Here is a 17,656-nt window from a genome sequence, read left to right as displayed (position 1 = left end):
AATTAATTTTGCTGTTTTAAAGGTGTAATTGTAATAGGGCCTAATAATCCGGAAGGCATTGGCGCCCATTTTGTGGCATCGAATTTTTGATAGTCTTTGTCAACCATATTGATTTCATAAAAAATCTTCCATTCTTCTCCTTTTAATTCTTTATCACGAATCCGGTTGGCAGAAAGGTTTGTTACCTGAATTTTTAAAGTGTTTTTTCCTTGTTTTAATTTACCGATGTTTAATTTATAAGGAACAGACCATGCTGTACCCATGAGTTCGTCATTTAGCCAAACTTTTGCACTTTCACGGACATCGCCTAAATTTAAGTTCCACGATTCTGTTTTAGAATTTGGATTATCAAATTCTAAAGTGTATGTTGCTGAGCCTGAAAAAGCTTCTGCATCCGGGCTAAATTTTGTCCAGGACCCTAAATTTGAAACTGATGTATTTGAAGGTAACTTAGGACCTCCTTTATCAAAAACAATTTTCCAGTTTCCTTTTAACGCAATTGCATCAGCGGTTGGTTCGTAATAATTCCATTTTTTTTGCGAAGCAGTATTTTCAGTTTTTAATAAGAATGATTGTCCGGGTTCCATTTTTATTTTTACCAATGTCTTATTAGGTGATTTCTGTACAATTGCATTTCCAAATTCTCCATTTAAAGGATTTAAGAGTATTACCTCCTTATTACCGATTTGTAATGGAATAAAATCATCAATAGTTTTTGGAGTATGATTAACCAAATAATATATTTTTTCGCCCTCAACATTTCTTCTGATGAATTTTAGTCCGGTATCGACAAGTGTTTCAGGATATATCTGAGACTTCTCTAAAGCTTCAAAAATATTAGAAACAGGTTTTACGGATTCTTTATTTTCAGTTAAAACAGATTGAAGTTTTGTTTCCTGAATTTTATAATCATTAAAACCGGGAACAGAATCCGGTAATCCCTGAAAAATAATTTTACCCCCGGCTTTTTGTAATTCTATCAATTTTTGCAAAGTTGCAAGAGGCATTTTTTTACATGAAGGAACAATTAATGATTTAAAAGTACCCCCTGAAAGAATAATTTTTCCATTAATTACTTTGGCTTCGGCAATAAAATTATCAGAAATAAAATCGACTCCGTAGCCTTTTTTCATCAAGTCTTTTGTGGTGTCATAAAAGGAAGTTTCAGTTAGCCATTCAGATAACGAATGTATTTTGAACTGAAAAAACAAAGTTCCATTATGATATTTGTCCCAAGTATCAAAAATAGGCCAGTAAAGCAATATTTCATTATCTGATTTTCCTTGTTGCAGCATCGATTGACAGTTTGCTATATAAGAAAACAAAGCAGGTGCATCCTCCCAAATGCTATTAGTTTCATTAAAATTTACTGAAGCATAAAATTTCCATCCCGGCCAGGCGGCACTTTCAGGTGAATAAGTAGAGCCATGAAGAAAAATATGATTGACACCGTTTAACATTAAATCCTCCGCTTCTGGTTTGCATTGTGACAAAGCTGTTTTAAAATGCTCTCTTAACCAGGTAAATGTTTCTGATGAAACCAGATTTTTTCCCGAAATATGTGCAGCTGAAGATGAGAATTTAAGCATTACAGGATCAGCATCGCCTTCCCTAATATCCTCTTTATCACGTCTGAAACCGGGAATATCAAATGGCATAGAACCAAAAGTTTCACATTCAGGAATATCTGCAGAAGCATATAAATCAATTAAATTTCCAGGAGATCCATGTGCCTGAAGTTTGGTTCTGAAGTTTTTTGAATGTGCCCATTGCGTCCACGCATTATCAAATTTATTCAATAATAAGTCGGCTATGGTTTGTCTGTAATCGCTTCTTATTCGGTTAGCAACTTCATTGTCGGTTTCATTTAATAATAATGGTAATTGTTTTTTAAGGTCATAACCTCTTCGATTTTGAAATTCTTCGAAGAAATTAGAAGTAAAATCAGTACCGTAAACTTCATAGCTATCGTTAAAAATAGCCCTGATTTTTCCTTCACGTCCTTTTAAAGCATCGTTGAACGGAAGCACATAAGAATTTAATGCTTCTTCTGAATAATGATCTAAAGTATAGCCTTTGCCACCAGGAGCAGACCTTTTTACCTGTTGTCCGGTTTTGCCACTAAAAACAGCATATATAGTATAATCTGTTTTTTTTGCTTTCCATTTTAGTTTGTTTGGTGCTGATATGTTGGGTAGGGTTACAGAAGATCCTTCAATGCCTTTATCACTTAGCTTTGAATTTTTGTTTTTTAACTGATTAGTCAGGTTTATGTATCTCCCATCGCTGCCAAATGCTATTACATATAAAAGTTCCGAAGGAGTTTTTTCCTTAGTGTTTTCAAGTTTAATAGTCTTATCTATTGTTTCATTTTTTTTTAACTGATATTTTTCTACAATGAGTTTTGTAGCTGCGTTTGGTAAAGTAACATGAGAACCACCGTAAGGCCAGCCAGTTCCTAAAACCATATCGACCTGCATATTAAGACTATCTGAAATATGAATTGTATAATCCAGCATTTCAATCCATTTCGGAGACAGATAATCTATGAAAGTATTTTCTTGTCCTTTTACTCCATATATAGGAGTAATTTCAACACCACCAATTCCGGCTTTATGAAAATTAACAAGGCTCTTTTTTAAGTTGTTTTTATCTACGGCACTTCCCATCCACCACCAACGGGTCCAGGGCTGGTTGATATTAGTTGATTTTGGCCATGGTGATATTGTCTTTTCTTGTGTGTAAGACCTGAAGCTGACTAAAATAAAAATTAGAAGAATGAATGTTCTTATAGTATGTTTCATTGTAATAGGAATCATTGTTTATTAATAAAACAATTATTTGGATATTTTATTTAGCTGATAAGTAAAAATAGAAGTAGTTTACCAAATGCCTATCCTGTAGCGTCCTGTTTGTTTATTGATACTGCAATTTAAATATATCAATTTATGGTTTTAAATAACTATTACTAAAGATGAGAATTCATATTATGTTATAATAGAATATTTTATATTGATAATCAGTTTTTTATATGTTTTATTATCCCTTATCACTAAATAATGATAATTAAAATATAAGTAAATCACAGGATACTACAGGATGCTGGCAATTTCTGTTCTCTATAGATTTGAATATAATAAAATTTGCCCCAGATTTTTATTTTTTTTGAAGCAAAAAACCATCTCTTTTTTGAGATGGTTTTTTTATGTGTAAATAATTCATTAATGTTGATAATCTTAATATTTATTATTTCTTAATTGTTAAAAATAAACAAAATTATCCTATTATTGTTTTAATATTCAAGCTAAAAAAACATAATATTTATAAAATATATATTTTTTTTTAAGTTTTAATATTTAGTAATTTCCTAATTGTTTTGACTTATAAATCAACTTGTTAAAGGCTATATTCAATTTTATCAATTAAAATTTTTATGTAAAATATTGATAACTAAGACTATAAAACTTAATATCTACAGGATAGTACAGGATAGAGCGAAGACTACTTCTGGATAAATTTGAAACAACTAATAAATTAACCAAAAATTAACTTTTTATGAAAAACAAATTTAGTCTTCTGTTATTATTTACCTTGTTTGCGTTTATGCATACATCGGTTTATGCGCAGAACAAGGTGGTTAAAGGTACAATTACTGATGCTTCAGGGTTACCAATACCAGGAGCAAATGTACTTCTTAAAGGAACAAAACAGGGTACAAGTACAGATTTTGATGGTAAATATTCTATCAGTGCAGCTACAGGACAAGTTTTGGTATTTTCATCTACTGGTTCAAGAACCGTAGAAATGACAGTTGGCCAGAATTCAGAGATCAATGTAAAGCTTACAGAAGAAGTATCGCAACTTAATGAGATTGTTGTGGTAGGTTATGGAACACAAAAGAAATCTGATTTGACAGGAGCAATTGGAAGTGTAAATGCTCAGCAATTAATGAATCGACCTGTAGCCAATGCGGTAGAGGCATTGCAAGGAAAGGTTGCGGGGGTTGATATTACCACTAATGAACGTCCGGGAACTGTTGGTAGTGTACGTATTCGTGGTAATCGATCTTTAACAGCAAGTAATAATCCTCTTTATGTTGTAGATGGAGTTCCTTTATTATCCGATTCTTCTATTGAAACGCTAAATCCAAGGGATATTGAATCGATGGATATTCTTAAAGATGCTTCTGCTACAGCTATTTATGGATCACGCGGTGCTAACGGAGTTATTATTATAACAACTAAACAAGGAAAAAACGGCAGATTTAACTTAAATTATGCAGGAACTGTCACTACTGCAGATATCGTAGACAGGTCACCATCAATGAGCGCATCTGATTTTATTACTTTCAGACGCTGGGCTGCATACAATCTTGATTCTACTAAATATCCACACCCGGATTCACCTACTCTTGCCAATGATAAATTAATTTTTGACAGTGCCTTAGATGGCCAGACATCAAGAGATAATGTATTGAAAGGATGGGAAAGCGGTACATGGGATCCTTCAAAGGTGACCAATACAGATTGGACTGATTTTGTAACCCAGACAGGACTTAGTACAGAACACGTTATAAGTGCAAGTGGAGGATCTGAAAAAATAAATACATATGGTTCAATAGGTTATCTGGACAATACAGGTACACAAAAAGGGCAATGGTATAAACGTTATACTGCAAAGCTTACTTCTAACATCACTCCCGTTCCATGGTTTAAAATGAATGCTTCCATGAATGTTTCCTGGAGTGAGCAGGATTACGGTATGTCAACTTTAAGTGCAAGAAGCGGTACATCTCCAGATGCCATTTATGGTACAGCTAAACAAATTTATAATATTGCTGTTCCTTATGACGCAAATGGTAATATAATTATTAATCCGGGTGGTGAGTCAGGTGTATATACAATAATGGATGAATGGAACAGAAGTACACAACAGTCTCAAACATTCCGTGCTTTAGGTAATTTTTCTGCCACTTTTGATTTTGGAAAAATATCAAAGCCATTAGAAGGACTTACTTACAAAATAAATTTTGGACCAGATTTTCGTCATTGGAGAGAAGGTGTGTATATAGACGGAACATCATCACTTAAAGTAAATTCAAACGGTAGTGCGGGAACTAATTTTGCACGTCTTCAAAACCGTCGTGATTTATCATGGACAATAGACAATATTATTAGTTATGACCGTACATTTGCCGCTAAACACAAAGTAGGTGTAACGTTACTTCAGACAGCATCATCATGGGATTATGAGACTTCTTCAATGAGCGCTAATAATATTCCAAAACCTTCTTTTATCTGGAATGCAATGGGTTCTGTAGATGCTACAAATGCAGCTAATAATGCTCGTATGGGCTCAGGTATTAATCAACGTGGGATTAATTCCTATATGGCCCGCGTAAATTATGGATTTGATAATCGTTATTTATTGACCATGTCAGGACGTTGGGATGGAGTCACACAATTGTCTGAAGGACATAAATGGGACTTTTTTCCTTCTGCTGCATTGGCCTGGCGTATCAATAATGAAGAATTCTTAAATGATGTTACCTGGATTGAAAATCTAAAACTTCGTCTTGGTTTTGGTTCTGTAGGTAACTCGTCAGTTAATCCTTATGGGACTTTAGGAAATATCAGTCAAATATTCCTTCCTTTTAACGGTATGAGTAACCAAATAGGTTTTACAACTAATGAACCATATTACACCGATACTCAAACAGGAATGCCTAATCCAAATTTAGGATGGGAAAAAACAACACAATACAATTTTGGCGTTGATTTTAGTTTCTTAAACAATAGAATCAGCGGAAGTATAGAAACTTACAGATCTAATACCGATAAACTATTATTGAGAGTAGATATACCGCCTGTATCTGGTTATCCTTATATAGTTTCTAATATTGGTAAAACAAAAAATCAGGGTTATGAGCTGACTCTTAATCTTATTCCGGTTCAGACTGCAGGAGGATTTACATGGGAAACCAATTTAAATGGTGCATGGCAGAAAGATGAAATTGTAGAATTAGCGAATGGAGCAAATGATATGGTAGGAAATTCATGGTTTATTGGAGAGTCTATTGCTGTTCGTTATGGGTATGATAATCAGGGACTTTGGCAAAATACACCGGAAGATCTTGCCGAAATGGTGAAGTGGAATGCTAACGGAGCCAAATTTACACCAGGAAATGTACGCCCTAAAGATCAAAATGCTGATTATAAAATGGATGCTCAGGATCGTGTAGTTGTTGGTAACAATAACCCTAACTGGACAATGGGATGGAATAACAATTTTAGTTATAATGGTCTGGAGTTAGGCGTAAATATTTATGGACGTATGGGATATACGGCTTCTTTAGGTGGAGAAGCTTTGACCTCTCATGCCAATCAAAGAGAAACAGATTACTGGACTCCTGATAATCCAAATGCTGAATTTCAAAAACCAATCCTTGGTCAGGCAACATCTGGTTCACAAGATCCTTTTTCAGGACTTCTTGGGTTTCAAAAGGCATCTTTTGTAAAAATTCGTAATATTTCTTTGGGTTATAATTTATCTAAAGATGCCTTAAATCAAATTGGACTGGCAAACATGAAACTTTATGTTCAGGCAGTAAATCCAGGCAGTATTTATCAGTCTTTAGACTGGTATGATTTTGATACGGACAGAACTTATTTCAATCGCAGTTTTGTTATGGGTATTGAAGTTGGATTTTAATAAAAAATATTGTGACGAATTGAAGTATAACAATAAAAGTAAAAAAATGAATAATATTAAAAATATAGGAATTGGTCTTTTATTAATCGCGGGGTTGTCTTTTACTTCGTGTACAAAAGATTTTCTGGATGAAGAACAGACAAATGCATATTCGACTGCTTATTTTGATACCCCCGAAGGTCTTCAGGCTTTAACAGTATCTTTATACGGAAATATTCGCTGGCATTTTGGTTTTGAATGGTCTTACGCTAATACACTTTATGGAACTGATGAGTTTACTAATGCTAATGACCTTACTAACGAGATGTGGAATACCTATGATAACAGGTACGGACCTGCTGGAGCCTCACCAGCTACTGGTGCAGCTAATGGAAATTCAACTTCTCCGGCAGCACTTTGGGATGAAATGTATTATGGAATCGCATCTGCAAACACCATCATAGCAAAAGCAGAAACAGTAATCCCAGATTTAAAAATTAGAAATCGCTGTTTAGCGCATGCTTATTTTTTAAGAGGGTATAATTATTACAGGCTTACGGCACAATATGGCGGCGTTGTTCTGCAGACGAAACCTATTGTTGGGGTTGTTCGTAATTATACACGAGCTACTGATGAACAATGCTGGGAACAGGTGACTTCAGATTTCCGCAAAGCTTATGAACTTTTTGAAGGTGAAGTTTTTACTTACGGTAAAGGTGTTACCTGGACAAAAGCGACTGCTGCACATTTTCTGGCAAAATCATTACTTTTCCGTGCTTCTGAACGAAATAATTCATGGAACAGTTCTTATAAAGATATGGATCTTAAGGAAGCTATTGATGCTTGTAGCTACGCTATTACATCTCGTGGCGCTCTAACTTCTAATTATAGTGATCTTTATGCTAACTGGACAGGAATTGATTGTCCAAATGAGCAACTAAGTGAAATTTTAATGGCTGCTGCCCATAATGGTGATGCAGCTACTGTAGGACGTTTTGGAAACCGCACGTATAGTTATTTTAGCCCACAATTTTCCAGTTTTGCAGGAGGATGGGTGGCACGTGGAGTATGGATAGGTGCTATGGACTTTCAGCGTTGTCGTCCTACCGAATATAGCTATGCAGTTTACAATCACGTCAATGACGCCCGAATGTGGAAAACATTTAAAACTGTTTATGGTGTAAATAGTGTAAGAACTCCTAATCCTAATGGTGTTAAATTAGGTGATCCGGGTATTGTAATGATATTGAATACTAAAAACGACAATACTTATAATGCCTATAAATTTGGCGCAACTGTTCAGGCTCCAAACTGGAAAGATGATGCAGGGCGTTTACCTGAATGGACAGTAGGAATCAGACAAACTCCAAATGCCGGTAATTTGACAAGTAAAGTAGGTCAGTTTGTTCCTAACTCCTTAGTTCTTTACCAAAATGGGGCATATGTTGCTCCTACATTTAAAAATCAGCCAATTGCCAATTTCTTTGCAGGAATTAATAAAACTGAAGATGGTTCACGTACTGCGGAAAGAGGAGATGCTCATCGTGATGTTATTATGGCCCGTCTTGCAGAAACTTATTTAGTCCGTGCAGAATGTTATGTTCGCTTGCAGGATTATGGTAAGGCAATGATAGATATTAATGTTGTAAGAGCAAGAGCCCAATGGAAAAGCGGAGAAAATAGATCGTATTATAGTGATGGTTCACAGGCATTTAAAGTGAATCCATTAAATACTGGTTCTGCAGCAACAAATTTTGTAAATTCAAATTTAGACATGAATACCTATTATTTGTCTAATCCCGGGGTTCCGGTTACAACAGCTGCTTCAGATTTGAAGTTAACAACATTTCCTGCTAATCTTCCTGCTGAAGATGAGGACGTTTTAACTAAAGTAGGTGCTGCAAGTAATTATGAACGTGCATTGCATTTTATTTTAAATGAACGTACACGTGAATTATTAGGTGAATTCCAACGTTGGGAAACGCTTTCGCGTACAGGAACATTGATAACACGTGCGAAAGCATTTAATGCAGAAGCAGCACCTATGATTACTGCCGGTAAACATGAACTACGCCCAATTCCACAATCATTTATTGATGGATTGTTAAATGAAGACGGTTCTAACTTATCAGCGGCACAAAAAGCAGCGTGGCAAAATCCAGGTTATTAAAATATGTTTAGTTTTTTGTTTTTTTAAATTGCCGTCTCATAAAATGAGACGGTTTTTTTTATGTAATTGGTTAAAAAACAGGGAAGCACAGGATACCTATATTTATTAGTTACTTTACATTTAAGGTTCTGGCATAAAATTCAATTCTAATGATTTACATAAGGAATCTGTTTCTGTTTTTAATCTTTTTTTTTAATCTGAAATTCATAAATGCTCAGGTAAAATTACCAGCTTTGGTAAGTGACAATATGGTTTTACAGCAAAATGCAAAAGTTAATTTATGGGGCTGGGCTTCTCCAGAAGAAAAGATAAATATTCAGTTAGGGTGGCAAAATGCTACGGTAGAAACAATTGCAAACTCAACCGGAGATTGGAAAGCAGCTGTAGATACTCCAAAAGGAAGCGAAAAAATGTATTCAATAACAATTGAGGCAAGCAATAAAATTGTCCTCAATAATATCCTTATCGGAGAAGTCTGGATCTGTTCCGGACAGTCAAATATGTATTTCCCTGTTGGGAAGGAAAACGGAACCTGGAAAACGGGCGTAAAAAATTATACAGAAGAAATACAAAATGCCAATTATCCTAATATCAGATTATTTACTGTTTTAACAAATACTTCTCCAAAACCACTTGACGATGTTAAAGGAAGCTGGGCAGTATGTTCGCCCAATACAATCAAATCATTTTCAGCAGTAGCCTATTTTTTTGGAAGGGAATTAAATCAGAAATTAAAAATCCCAATCGGTTTAATTTCAACTTCCTGGGGCGGAACAAAAGCCGAAGCCTGGACTTCACAAAATATTCTTGAAGCTAATCCGGATTTTTTACCTATTTTGGAAGATGATGCAAAAAATGAAAAAGTATATCAGGAAAAACTGGAAAACTATTATTTGAATTTAAAGAACGAGCGATTAGCTAATAATAACGATTTATCAAAATCAGAACTTAAAAAACCTAAAAAAGAAGATAATAAAACTTCCTACGTACTTTATAATGCGATGCTGCATCCATTGATAAATTATACAATGAAAGGGGTAATCTGGTATCAGGGCGAGAGCAATTCCGGCAAAGCATATTTGTATCAAACATTATTTCCTAACATGGTTAAAAGTTGGCGTGATGATTGGAAACAGGGAGATTTTCCCTTTTATTATGTGCAGATTACACCACATAAAGGACAAACTCCTGAAATCAGGGAAGCACAATTATTATCATTAAAAAGAATACCAAACAGCGGTATGGTTGTTACTACTGATATCGGCGACACAAACAATATTCATCCAATAGACAAACAGACTGTGGGTTATCGCCTGTCGCTGATTGCAAGGGCAAAAACTTACGGAGAAAATAAATTGGTATGTTCAGGACCAATGTATAATCATTTTAAAATTAAAAAAAATCGTATTCAATTGTTTTTTGATGATGTAGGTTCGGGTTTTAAAAAATCTTCCGAAAATTTAAAAGAGTTTGAAATTGCAGGTGCAGATAAGATCTTTTATCCTGCCGATGCCAAAATTGATGGGAAGATAGTTTTTGTTTCGTCAGAAAAAGTAAAAAAACCTACGGCGGTTCGTTTTGCATGGAAACCTGTACCGGAGCCCAATTTATTTAATGCTGAAAATTTACCGGCATCTCCTTTTCGTACTGATGATTGGATAGATGAAAATCCTGTAAAATAATTGTATCTAAATTTATTAATTTGTTTAAAGTATAAATGTCAAAAACATATCTAAAATATTTTTTACTACATATCTTCACCATATTGATTTGCTTGACAATGTCAGCACAAAGGGATATCAAAAAAGATAAAACACATATTGCTGATAAACCGTTATATCGCGATCCTGTTTTTGACGGAGCTGCCGATCCCAGCATTATCTGGAGCAAAGAAGATAAAAAATGGCTGATGTTTTATACGAACCGAAGAGCCAATATTGGTGGAAATGGTGTGAGTTGGGTACACGGGACACCTATTGGTATTGCCGAATCATCAGATGGTGCTCATTGGAAATACAAAACCAATTGCAATATCGGTTATACTATGAATGATGCTACCTACTGGGCTCCCGAAGTTATCTATTACAAAGGAAACTACCATATGTACTTAACTATTGTGCCAGGTATTTTTGAAGATTGGTATCATCCGCGTTATATTGTTCATTTGACAAGCAAAAACTTAATCGATTGGAAATTTGAATCGCAATTAAAACTGGCTTCCGAGCGTTGTATTGATGCTTCTGTTTTTCAAACGCCCGACGGAAACTGGCGCATGTATTACAATAATGAAAACGATGGAAAATCTATTTATTATGCTGACAGTAACGATTTATACCATTGGACAGACAGCGGAAAAAAAGTAATAAAAGACAGAGGGGAAGGCCCTAAAATTTTTAGGTGGAAAGGAAAAAACTGGATGATTACAGATCCATGGAAAGGTTTGGCTGTTTATTCTTCGGGTGATTTTATAAATTGGAAGCGACAGGAGAAAAATATTCTTCAAATTCCGGGAATGGGAGAAGATGACAAAGTAATTGGCGGACATGCTGATGTTGTTGTAAATAATGACAGGGCCTACATTTTTTATTTTACACATCCCGGAAGAATACCCGGAAATAAGGGCATCGACAGTTTTGAAACCAGAAGAAGTTCCATACAAGTCGCAGAATTAGAATATATAAATGGCGAGATTACCTGTAATCGTGACAATACAGTTAAAATTAACCTTAAAAATTAAAAAATGGCAAACATAATTAGAAATGCTTTTAAAATGAAGTTGAAACCAGGTTTTGAAGCAGAATACAAAAAGCGACACGATGAAATCTGGCCGGAATTATCCCGTTTACTTTCTGAAACCGGAATACAGGATTACAGCATTTTTTTGGATGAAGAGACTTTAATTCTTTTTGCAGTTCAAAAAATAAGTGCTGATTTTGATGAAACTCTTCTCCCAAATCATCCAATCGTAAAAAAATGGTGGGAATTTATGGGAGATATTATGGAAACAAACCCTGATAATTCACCAGTTACAATTGTTTTGAAGGAAGTTTTTCATTTAGATTAATTACTTTTGTAAGTATCATTAATAAACAAAACAGTAACAATGCATTCCCAAAAAACTTTCTCTTTTATTCTTTGTTTTTTACTAATTTTTTCAGGATTGTATGCTCAGCAAAGAACCATTACTGAGTTAAACAAAGGATGGAAATTTTTCAAAGGAAAAAAAGAAAATGCTTTTCAGAAAGAATTCAATGATAACAAATGGGAGAAAGTTACCATTCCTCACGATTGGGCTATTTACGGTCCTTTTGACAAAGAAATAGACAAGCAAACCATAGCTATTATTCAAAACGGTGAGAAATCAGCAACTGAAAAAACCGGCAGAACTGGTTCACTGCCTTACATTGGCGAGGCTTGGTACAGAAATGAATTTTCGGTTTCTAATTTTGATAAAAACAAAAAAGTCATACTTCTTTTTGAAGGCGCCATGAGTGAGCCAAAAGTATTTGTAAACGGCAAAAAAGCAGGAGAGTGGAATTACGGATACAATTATTTTTACCTTGATGTAACCGATTTTGTGTCTGGTACTGAGAAAAACAGTCTGGCGGTTCATGTTTCTAATTTAGGATTATCATCAAGATGGTATCCCGGAGCAGGTTTGTACAGAAAAATAAAATTGATTGTTAAGAATAAAGAAAGTATTGATCAATGGGGAACGTTTATTACAACGCCGGTTGTTACAAAGGATTTGGCGAAAGTAAATATTAAAACAAAAGTTACAGGTGAAAATCTTAAAATTGTCATCAAAATAAAAGACGCAAATGGAAATCAAGTGGCTGAAAATAAATCGGATGCCATTTTCGGAAATGAATTTGAAGAAAATATTGCAGTAAAAAATCCGAAATTGTGGAGTCCGGAGACGCCTTATTTATACACAGCCGTTACTCAAATATATTCCGGTGATGTTCTGAAAGATCAAACTAGTACAAAGTTTGGAATTCGTACCATAAAATATGAACCTAATAAAGGATTTAGTTTAAATGGTGAAATCCGAAAATTTAAAGGAGTTTGCCTGCATCATGATTTAGGACCTATTGGAACAGCCATTAACAAAGCAGCTTTACGCAGACAATTGACCATTTTAAAAGATTTGGGTTGTAATGCGATTCGTAGTTCTCATAACATGCCATCACTGGAACAGCTTGAATTGTGTGATGAAATGGGTTTTATGTTTTTAGCCGAAACTTTTGACGAATGGGCAAAACCGAAAGTTGAAAATGGTTACAACCGTTTTTTTGAAACCGATGCCGAAAAAGATATTATCAATCTGGTTCACGCTACCCGTAATCATCCTTCGATTGTAATGTGGAGTTCAGGAAATGAAGTTCCCGATCAATGGGGAGCAGAAGGTGTAAAACGTGCAAAATGGCTTCAGGAGATTTTTCACAGAGAAGATCCGACCCGACCGGTTACCGTAGGAATGGATCAGGTAAAAGCTACGATGGAATCCGGATTTGGTGCCTTGATGGATATTCCGGGATTGAATTATCGTGTTCATTTATACGATGAAGCTTTTAAAAAATTCCCGCAGGGATTTATATTAGGTTCAGAAACTGCATCGACCGTAAGTTCTCGTGGGATTTATAAATTTCCTGTAGAAAAAGCAGTATCTAAACAATATGACGATTTCCAAAGTTCTTCTTACGATTTAGAATATTGCAGCTGGTCTAATTTGCCAGAAGATGATTTTATTCTTCAGGATGATAAACCCTGGGTAATTGGGGAATTTGTATGGACAGGTTTTGATTATTTAGGAGAACCAACTCCTTACGATGAAAAATGGCCTTCGAGAAGTTCGTACTTCGGAATGAGTGATTTAGCTGGTCTGCCAAAAGACAGATTTTATTTGTACAGAAGCCGTTGGAACACTACTGATAAGACTTTACACATTTTGCCTCATTGGAATTGGGAAGGAAGAGAAGGACAAACAACACCGGTTTTTGTTTACACCAATTATGATAGTGCCGAACTTTTTATGAATGGAAAAAGCATGGGAATTCAGAAAAAGAACAATTCAACCCCACAAAGCAGATATCGTCTGATGTGGATGGATGTTAAATATGAGCCGGGGACATTAAAAGTAGTCGCTTTTGACAAAGAAGGAAAAGCTGTTGCTGAAGAGGAATTGCATACTGCGGAAAAACCTTATCAGATAAAACTCGAAGCAGACCGAAAGAATTTGGAAGCCAATGGTGAAGATTTATCTTTTATAACGGTTTCAGTCGTGGATAAAAACGGAAATCTTTGCCCAACTGCCACTGAGCAATTAAAATTTACTGTTACAGGAAAAGGAACCTATCGCGCGGCTTGTAACGGAGACGCTACTTCACTAGAGCAATTTCACTTGCCTACTATGAAATTATTCAGCGGTAAATTGGTAGTTTTAGTACAATCGACTGAAGAAGCCGGTAAAATAGAATTATCGGTAACGGGTAAAGGACTGAAGAGTAGTAAAATTGTTTTGAATTCGAATAAAATGTAAACAGCAATGCATGAAGCTATATAAAAAAAGTACATTTTTTTGGTTGATACTGCTTTGCATGTCATTTCAAACCTGGTCGCAGGACAACAGAAGCTTTAAGGTTTTTCAATTTCCGGCTAACAGGATTCCAACAATTGATGGAAACCCGGAAGACTGGAAAATGGTTCCTGAAAGTTATACTGTCGGTATGGATCAATTATGGGAAGACAGCGGAAAACATACCAAATCAGATTCAAAAAACCTGGATGTAAGCGTTAAAGTTGCCTGGGTTAAAGGATTAAATCGTTTGTATTTTTTATATGAAGCGTATGATGATTATTGGGATTTTTCTTCGTCGGGTCTGCATAATGATACTTTTGAAGTTGTTGTAGATGCTGATCAGTCTGGCGGACCGTTTATAGACAGGTTTCATCCTAATCCATCCTTGACAAACACGATGGATGCCTATTTTTCCTATCATGGAGTTCATGCTCAAAACTATCATATTTTTACTCCTTCCGAAGGTAAAGACTGGACTTTGGTTTGGGGAAGCCAGCCGTGGATTAAGGAATTGCCGTATGCAAATGCTGCTTCCAATTATAATTTTAAACCTGGGGAATCAGGAAAATTGACGTTGGAGTTTTGGATAACTCCTTTTGATTATGCAGGAAATGATCAGTCCAGAGCTGTTGAATCTGTTTTGGAAGAAAATAAAAACATAGGACTTTGTTGGGCAATTATTGATTATGATGATGTTACTAAAGAAGCCAATAATGGTTTCTGGAATCTCTCCAAAGAACACAAAATGTACGGTAATGCTTCCTATAGCCTTACTTTTAGATTAATGCCTTTGGAAGAACAATTTAAAAAGGCGATCAATGCAAAATGGACGTTCAACGTTATTGATAAAAATAAAAGGACTGTAGCATTTATCAACCAGTCTGAAGGTGAAATTGAATCTTGTAAATGGGATTTTGGTGATGGTACAACCTCATCAGAAAAAAATCCAATACACGAATATAAAGAAGCAGGTAAATACATTGTTGTTTTAGACATCTCAGGTTCAAAAGGAAAATCAAGACTTTCTAAAATCTGGGATGTAGCAGTAAAATAAGTATAATAAATAAAACTAATAATAATGAAATCTAAACTATGTCTGTCGATAGCATTGTCAGCAATGATTTTTGCAAGTTGTAAAGTAGCACATAATTCTTCGTCCACTAAAATTGTTTTAACAAATGATTCGGATTTGAAATTGTCACAAAAAGCAATTTTAATAAAAAGAAGTGCACTCCATGAAAAAATAGTTAAAAATTTGTTTACTCTTATTCTTCAAAATTCGGACACGATTCCAGCTCAGGTAAATGACCTTGATGGAGACGGAAAATGGGACGAGTTATTTTTTACTACAGATTTTTTGCCAAAAGAAAAGAAAACGGCATTGCTTAAATGGTCAAATACTGATCCTGAATATACAATTAAAACCAGTGTAAGATTTGGTAAAAGAGAAGCTAAAAATTCACCCGTGCAACCTGCAATCCAGGAAATTTTAATGGCTGACCAAGTGCATAAAAAATTGGGGTTTCAAAAATATCAAACTGATGGACCAACCTGGGAAAATGATAAAGTTGGTTTCAGGCATTACTTGGACGGAAGGAATTCAAAAGATGTTTTTGGTAAAAGAACTCCCGGAATTACACCTGAAAATGTGGGTATTAACAGCAAAGGTGGCGTAGAAGATAATTACCATCAAATGTACGATTGGGGAAGAGATATTTTTCCTGTTGGAAATTCAGCCGGGTTAGGCGGTTACGGACTGCTTGTTGGAAATGAAATCAACAGACTTGGAATTATAGCCTCTGATACTTTGAATAATATTGAAAAAACGACTTTTAAAATAGTGAGTGAAGGCCCGGTTAATTCGGTTTTAAGTTATCATTACCAAAATTGGAAAGCTTCAGGAAATAAATATCAGGTACAGGAAACGGCTTCTATCTGGCCGGGAATGTATGGCTATAAAAATACAGTTGCCCTAAATGGATTAAAAGGAAATGAAACTTTATTAATTGCATTTTCTAATCTCAATAACCAGAATCCATTGCAGGTGATTGAAGCAGGAAATTACGTTTGTTTTATTCTGCATGATAAATTAACATATGAAAGACAATGGGTACTGGGAACGGCTATTATCATTCCGAAAGAAGGCTACCAAGGCTATATCGAAGCTCCAAAAACTGGCAAATTGACAGATTCATATTTAATAAAAATAAAAGTACAAAATAATCATCCAATTAGTTATTATCCAATAGCCGGATGGGAATTAAGTGCAGATCCTAACTTTAAAGACTCTGCTTATTTCACCAACTATGTAACCAATTTGGCAAAACAGCTTTCTACCACAATATATGTAGAAATAAGCAGATAAATCGGTTACTATTAACAAAAATACCAGTCATGAACTATAAATCAACCAAAATTGCAGCATTATTTGCTTTTGGTATTTGTACAGCCGTAAATGCTCAGACAAACGATGCTACAACACCTTTGCACTTAATGCAGCCTGATTACCCAACACCTTATATTATTCCTGAACAGAAAAACATAAAAGCAGTTTTGGACAGAGTTTATTTTTTTCTGGATAAAAATTCGGCTTCTAAAATTGTAAACGCAACAACAAAGGCTGAAATTACTGACTATAAAAAAAATAAGGAAGATGTTATCTTCGAGCCGGGAGCTTTCAGGCTGACCAGTTACGAATGGGGTGTTACCTATGCCGGAATGCTTTTGGCTTCTAAAGCTACAGGTGAAAAATATTTTGCCGATTATTCGAATAAAAGAATAAAGCTAATCGCTGATGTAGCCGAAAATATTCAGGAAAAAAACATCAAAGACAAAGACATGCTGAAAACGCTTCATCCCGAAGCATTGGATTTTGCCGGAGCGCTTTGTGCAGCTTTTATCAAAGCCAAAAATGACGGATTGAAAGCCAATATCGACCCTTTGGTAAACAATTACATCGACTTTATCAGCAATAAACAATTTAGATTAAAAGATGGAACCTTAGCACGAAACAGACCGCAGGATAATACACTCTGGTTAGACGATATGTTCATGAGTGTACCTGCTTTAGCCCAAATGGGAAGCCATACCGGAGAGGTAAAATATTTTGATGATGCCGTAAAACAAGTTAATCAGTTTTCTAAAAGAATGTTTAACGAACAAAAAGGGATTTACATGCACGGCTGGGTAGAGTCGATGGAAGTTCATCCACAGTT

At 35.1% G+C, this 17,656-nt stretch carries 10 protein-coding genes; 9 read left to right on the top strand and 1 reads right to left on the bottom strand.

Going from position 1 to position 17,656, the window contains the following annotated elements; genetic code table 11:
* Positions 1-2: 2 nt before the first annotated feature.
* Positions 3-2,804, bottom strand: a complete 2,802-nt coding sequence (locus tag ABI657_RS10040; RefSeq protein ID WP_348097122.1) for a glycosyl hydrolase — start codon at positions 2,802-2,804, stop codon at positions 3-5.
* Positions 2,805-3,555: 751 nt separating this feature from the next.
* On the opposite strand from ABI657_RS10040, the gene ABI657_RS10035 reads away from it, so the two are divergent.
* From ABI657_RS10035 to ABI657_RS09995, 9 genes are all read left to right on the top strand, one after another.
* Positions 3,556-6,711, top strand: a complete 3,156-nt coding sequence (locus tag ABI657_RS10035; RefSeq protein ID WP_348097121.1) for a TonB-dependent receptor — start codon at positions 3,556-3,558, stop codon at positions 6,709-6,711.
* 46 nt (positions 6,712-6,757) lie between these two features.
* Positions 6,758-8,860 (top strand): RagB/SusD family nutrient uptake outer membrane protein, encoded by a 2,103-nt coding sequence (locus ABI657_RS10030; protein WP_348097120.1) that lies wholly within the window; start codon positions 6,758-6,760, stop codon positions 8,858-8,860.
* Between the two features lie 149 nt (positions 8,861-9,009).
* On the top strand, positions 9,010-10,542 hold the full coding sequence (locus ABI657_RS10025) for a sialate O-acetylesterase (protein WP_348097119.1): 1,533 nt from the start codon (positions 9,010-9,012) through the stop codon (positions 10,540-10,542).
* Positions 10,543-10,640: 98 nt separating this feature from the next.
* Positions 10,641-11,597 (top strand): family 43 glycosylhydrolase, encoded by a 957-nt coding sequence (locus tag ABI657_RS10020; RefSeq protein ID WP_348097118.1) that lies wholly within the window; start codon positions 10,641-10,643, stop codon positions 11,595-11,597.
* Between the two features lie 3 nt (positions 11,598-11,600).
* A complete protein-coding gene (gene rhaM, locus ABI657_RS10015; protein ID WP_348097117.1) occupies positions 11,601-11,924 on the top strand; it encodes an L-rhamnose mutarotase in 324 nt (107 codons plus the stop codon).
* A gap of 39 nt (positions 11,925-11,963) precedes the next feature.
* Positions 11,964-14,402, top strand: coding sequence for a DUF4982 domain-containing protein (locus ABI657_RS10010; RefSeq protein ID WP_348097116.1), 2,439 nt, complete (start codon positions 11,964-11,966; stop codon positions 14,400-14,402).
* A 10-nt stretch (positions 14,403-14,412) separates the two neighbouring features.
* The gene (locus ABI657_RS10005) at positions 14,413-15,495 is read left to right on the top strand and encodes a PKD domain-containing protein (protein ID WP_348097115.1); all 1,083 of its coding nucleotides are present in this window, start codon (positions 14,413-14,415) and stop codon (positions 15,493-15,495) included.
* A gap of 24 nt (positions 15,496-15,519) precedes the next feature.
* A complete protein-coding gene (locus tag ABI657_RS10000) occupies positions 15,520-16,806 on the top strand; it encodes a DUF4861 family protein (protein ID WP_348097114.1) in 1,287 nt (428 codons plus the stop codon).
* A 29-nt stretch (positions 16,807-16,835) separates the two neighbouring features.
* Positions 16,836-17,656, top strand: an 821-nt coding sequence (locus ABI657_RS09995; protein ID WP_348097113.1) for a glycoside hydrolase family 88 protein, incomplete at its 3' end; no start/stop codon positions are given.

The sequence above is a fragment of the Flavobacterium sp. genome (genome assembly GCF_039930565.1).
Lineage (GTDB): Bacteria > Bacteroidota > Bacteroidia > Flavobacteriales > Flavobacteriaceae > Flavobacterium.
This window is presented reverse-complemented; position numbering and strand designations above follow the sequence as displayed.

Bases quoted from the DNA above. Each gene is read 5' to 3' on its own strand.
- rhaM (WP_348097117.1), top strand. From the start codon at position 11,601: ATGGCAAACATAATTAGAAATGCTTTTAAAATGAAGTTGAAACCAGGT.
- ABI657_RS10030 (WP_348097120.1), top strand. From the start codon at position 6,758: ATGAATAATATTAAAAATATAGGAATTGGTCTTTTATTAATCGCGGGG.
- ABI657_RS10005 (WP_348097115.1), top strand. From the start codon at position 14,413: ATGAAGCTATATAAAAAAAGTACATTTTTTTGGTTGATACTGCTTTGC.
- ABI657_RS10020 (WP_348097118.1), top strand. From the start codon at position 10,641: ATGTCAGCACAAAGGGATATCAAAAAAGATAAAACACATATTGCTGAT.
- ABI657_RS10000 (WP_348097114.1), top strand. From the start codon at position 15,520: ATGAAATCTAAACTATGTCTGTCGATAGCATTGTCAGCAATGATTTTT.
- ABI657_RS10040 (WP_348097122.1), bottom strand. From the start codon at position 2,804: ATGAAACATACTATAAGAACATTCATTCTTCTAATTTTTATTTTAGTC.
- ABI657_RS10025 (WP_348097119.1), top strand. From the start codon at position 9,010: ATGATTTACATAAGGAATCTGTTTCTGTTTTTAATCTTTTTTTTTAAT.
- ABI657_RS10010 (WP_348097116.1), top strand. From the start codon at position 11,964: ATGCATTCCCAAAAAACTTTCTCTTTTATTCTTTGTTTTTTACTAATT.
- ABI657_RS10035 (WP_348097121.1), top strand. From the start codon at position 3,556: ATGAAAAACAAATTTAGTCTTCTGTTATTATTTACCTTGTTTGCGTTT.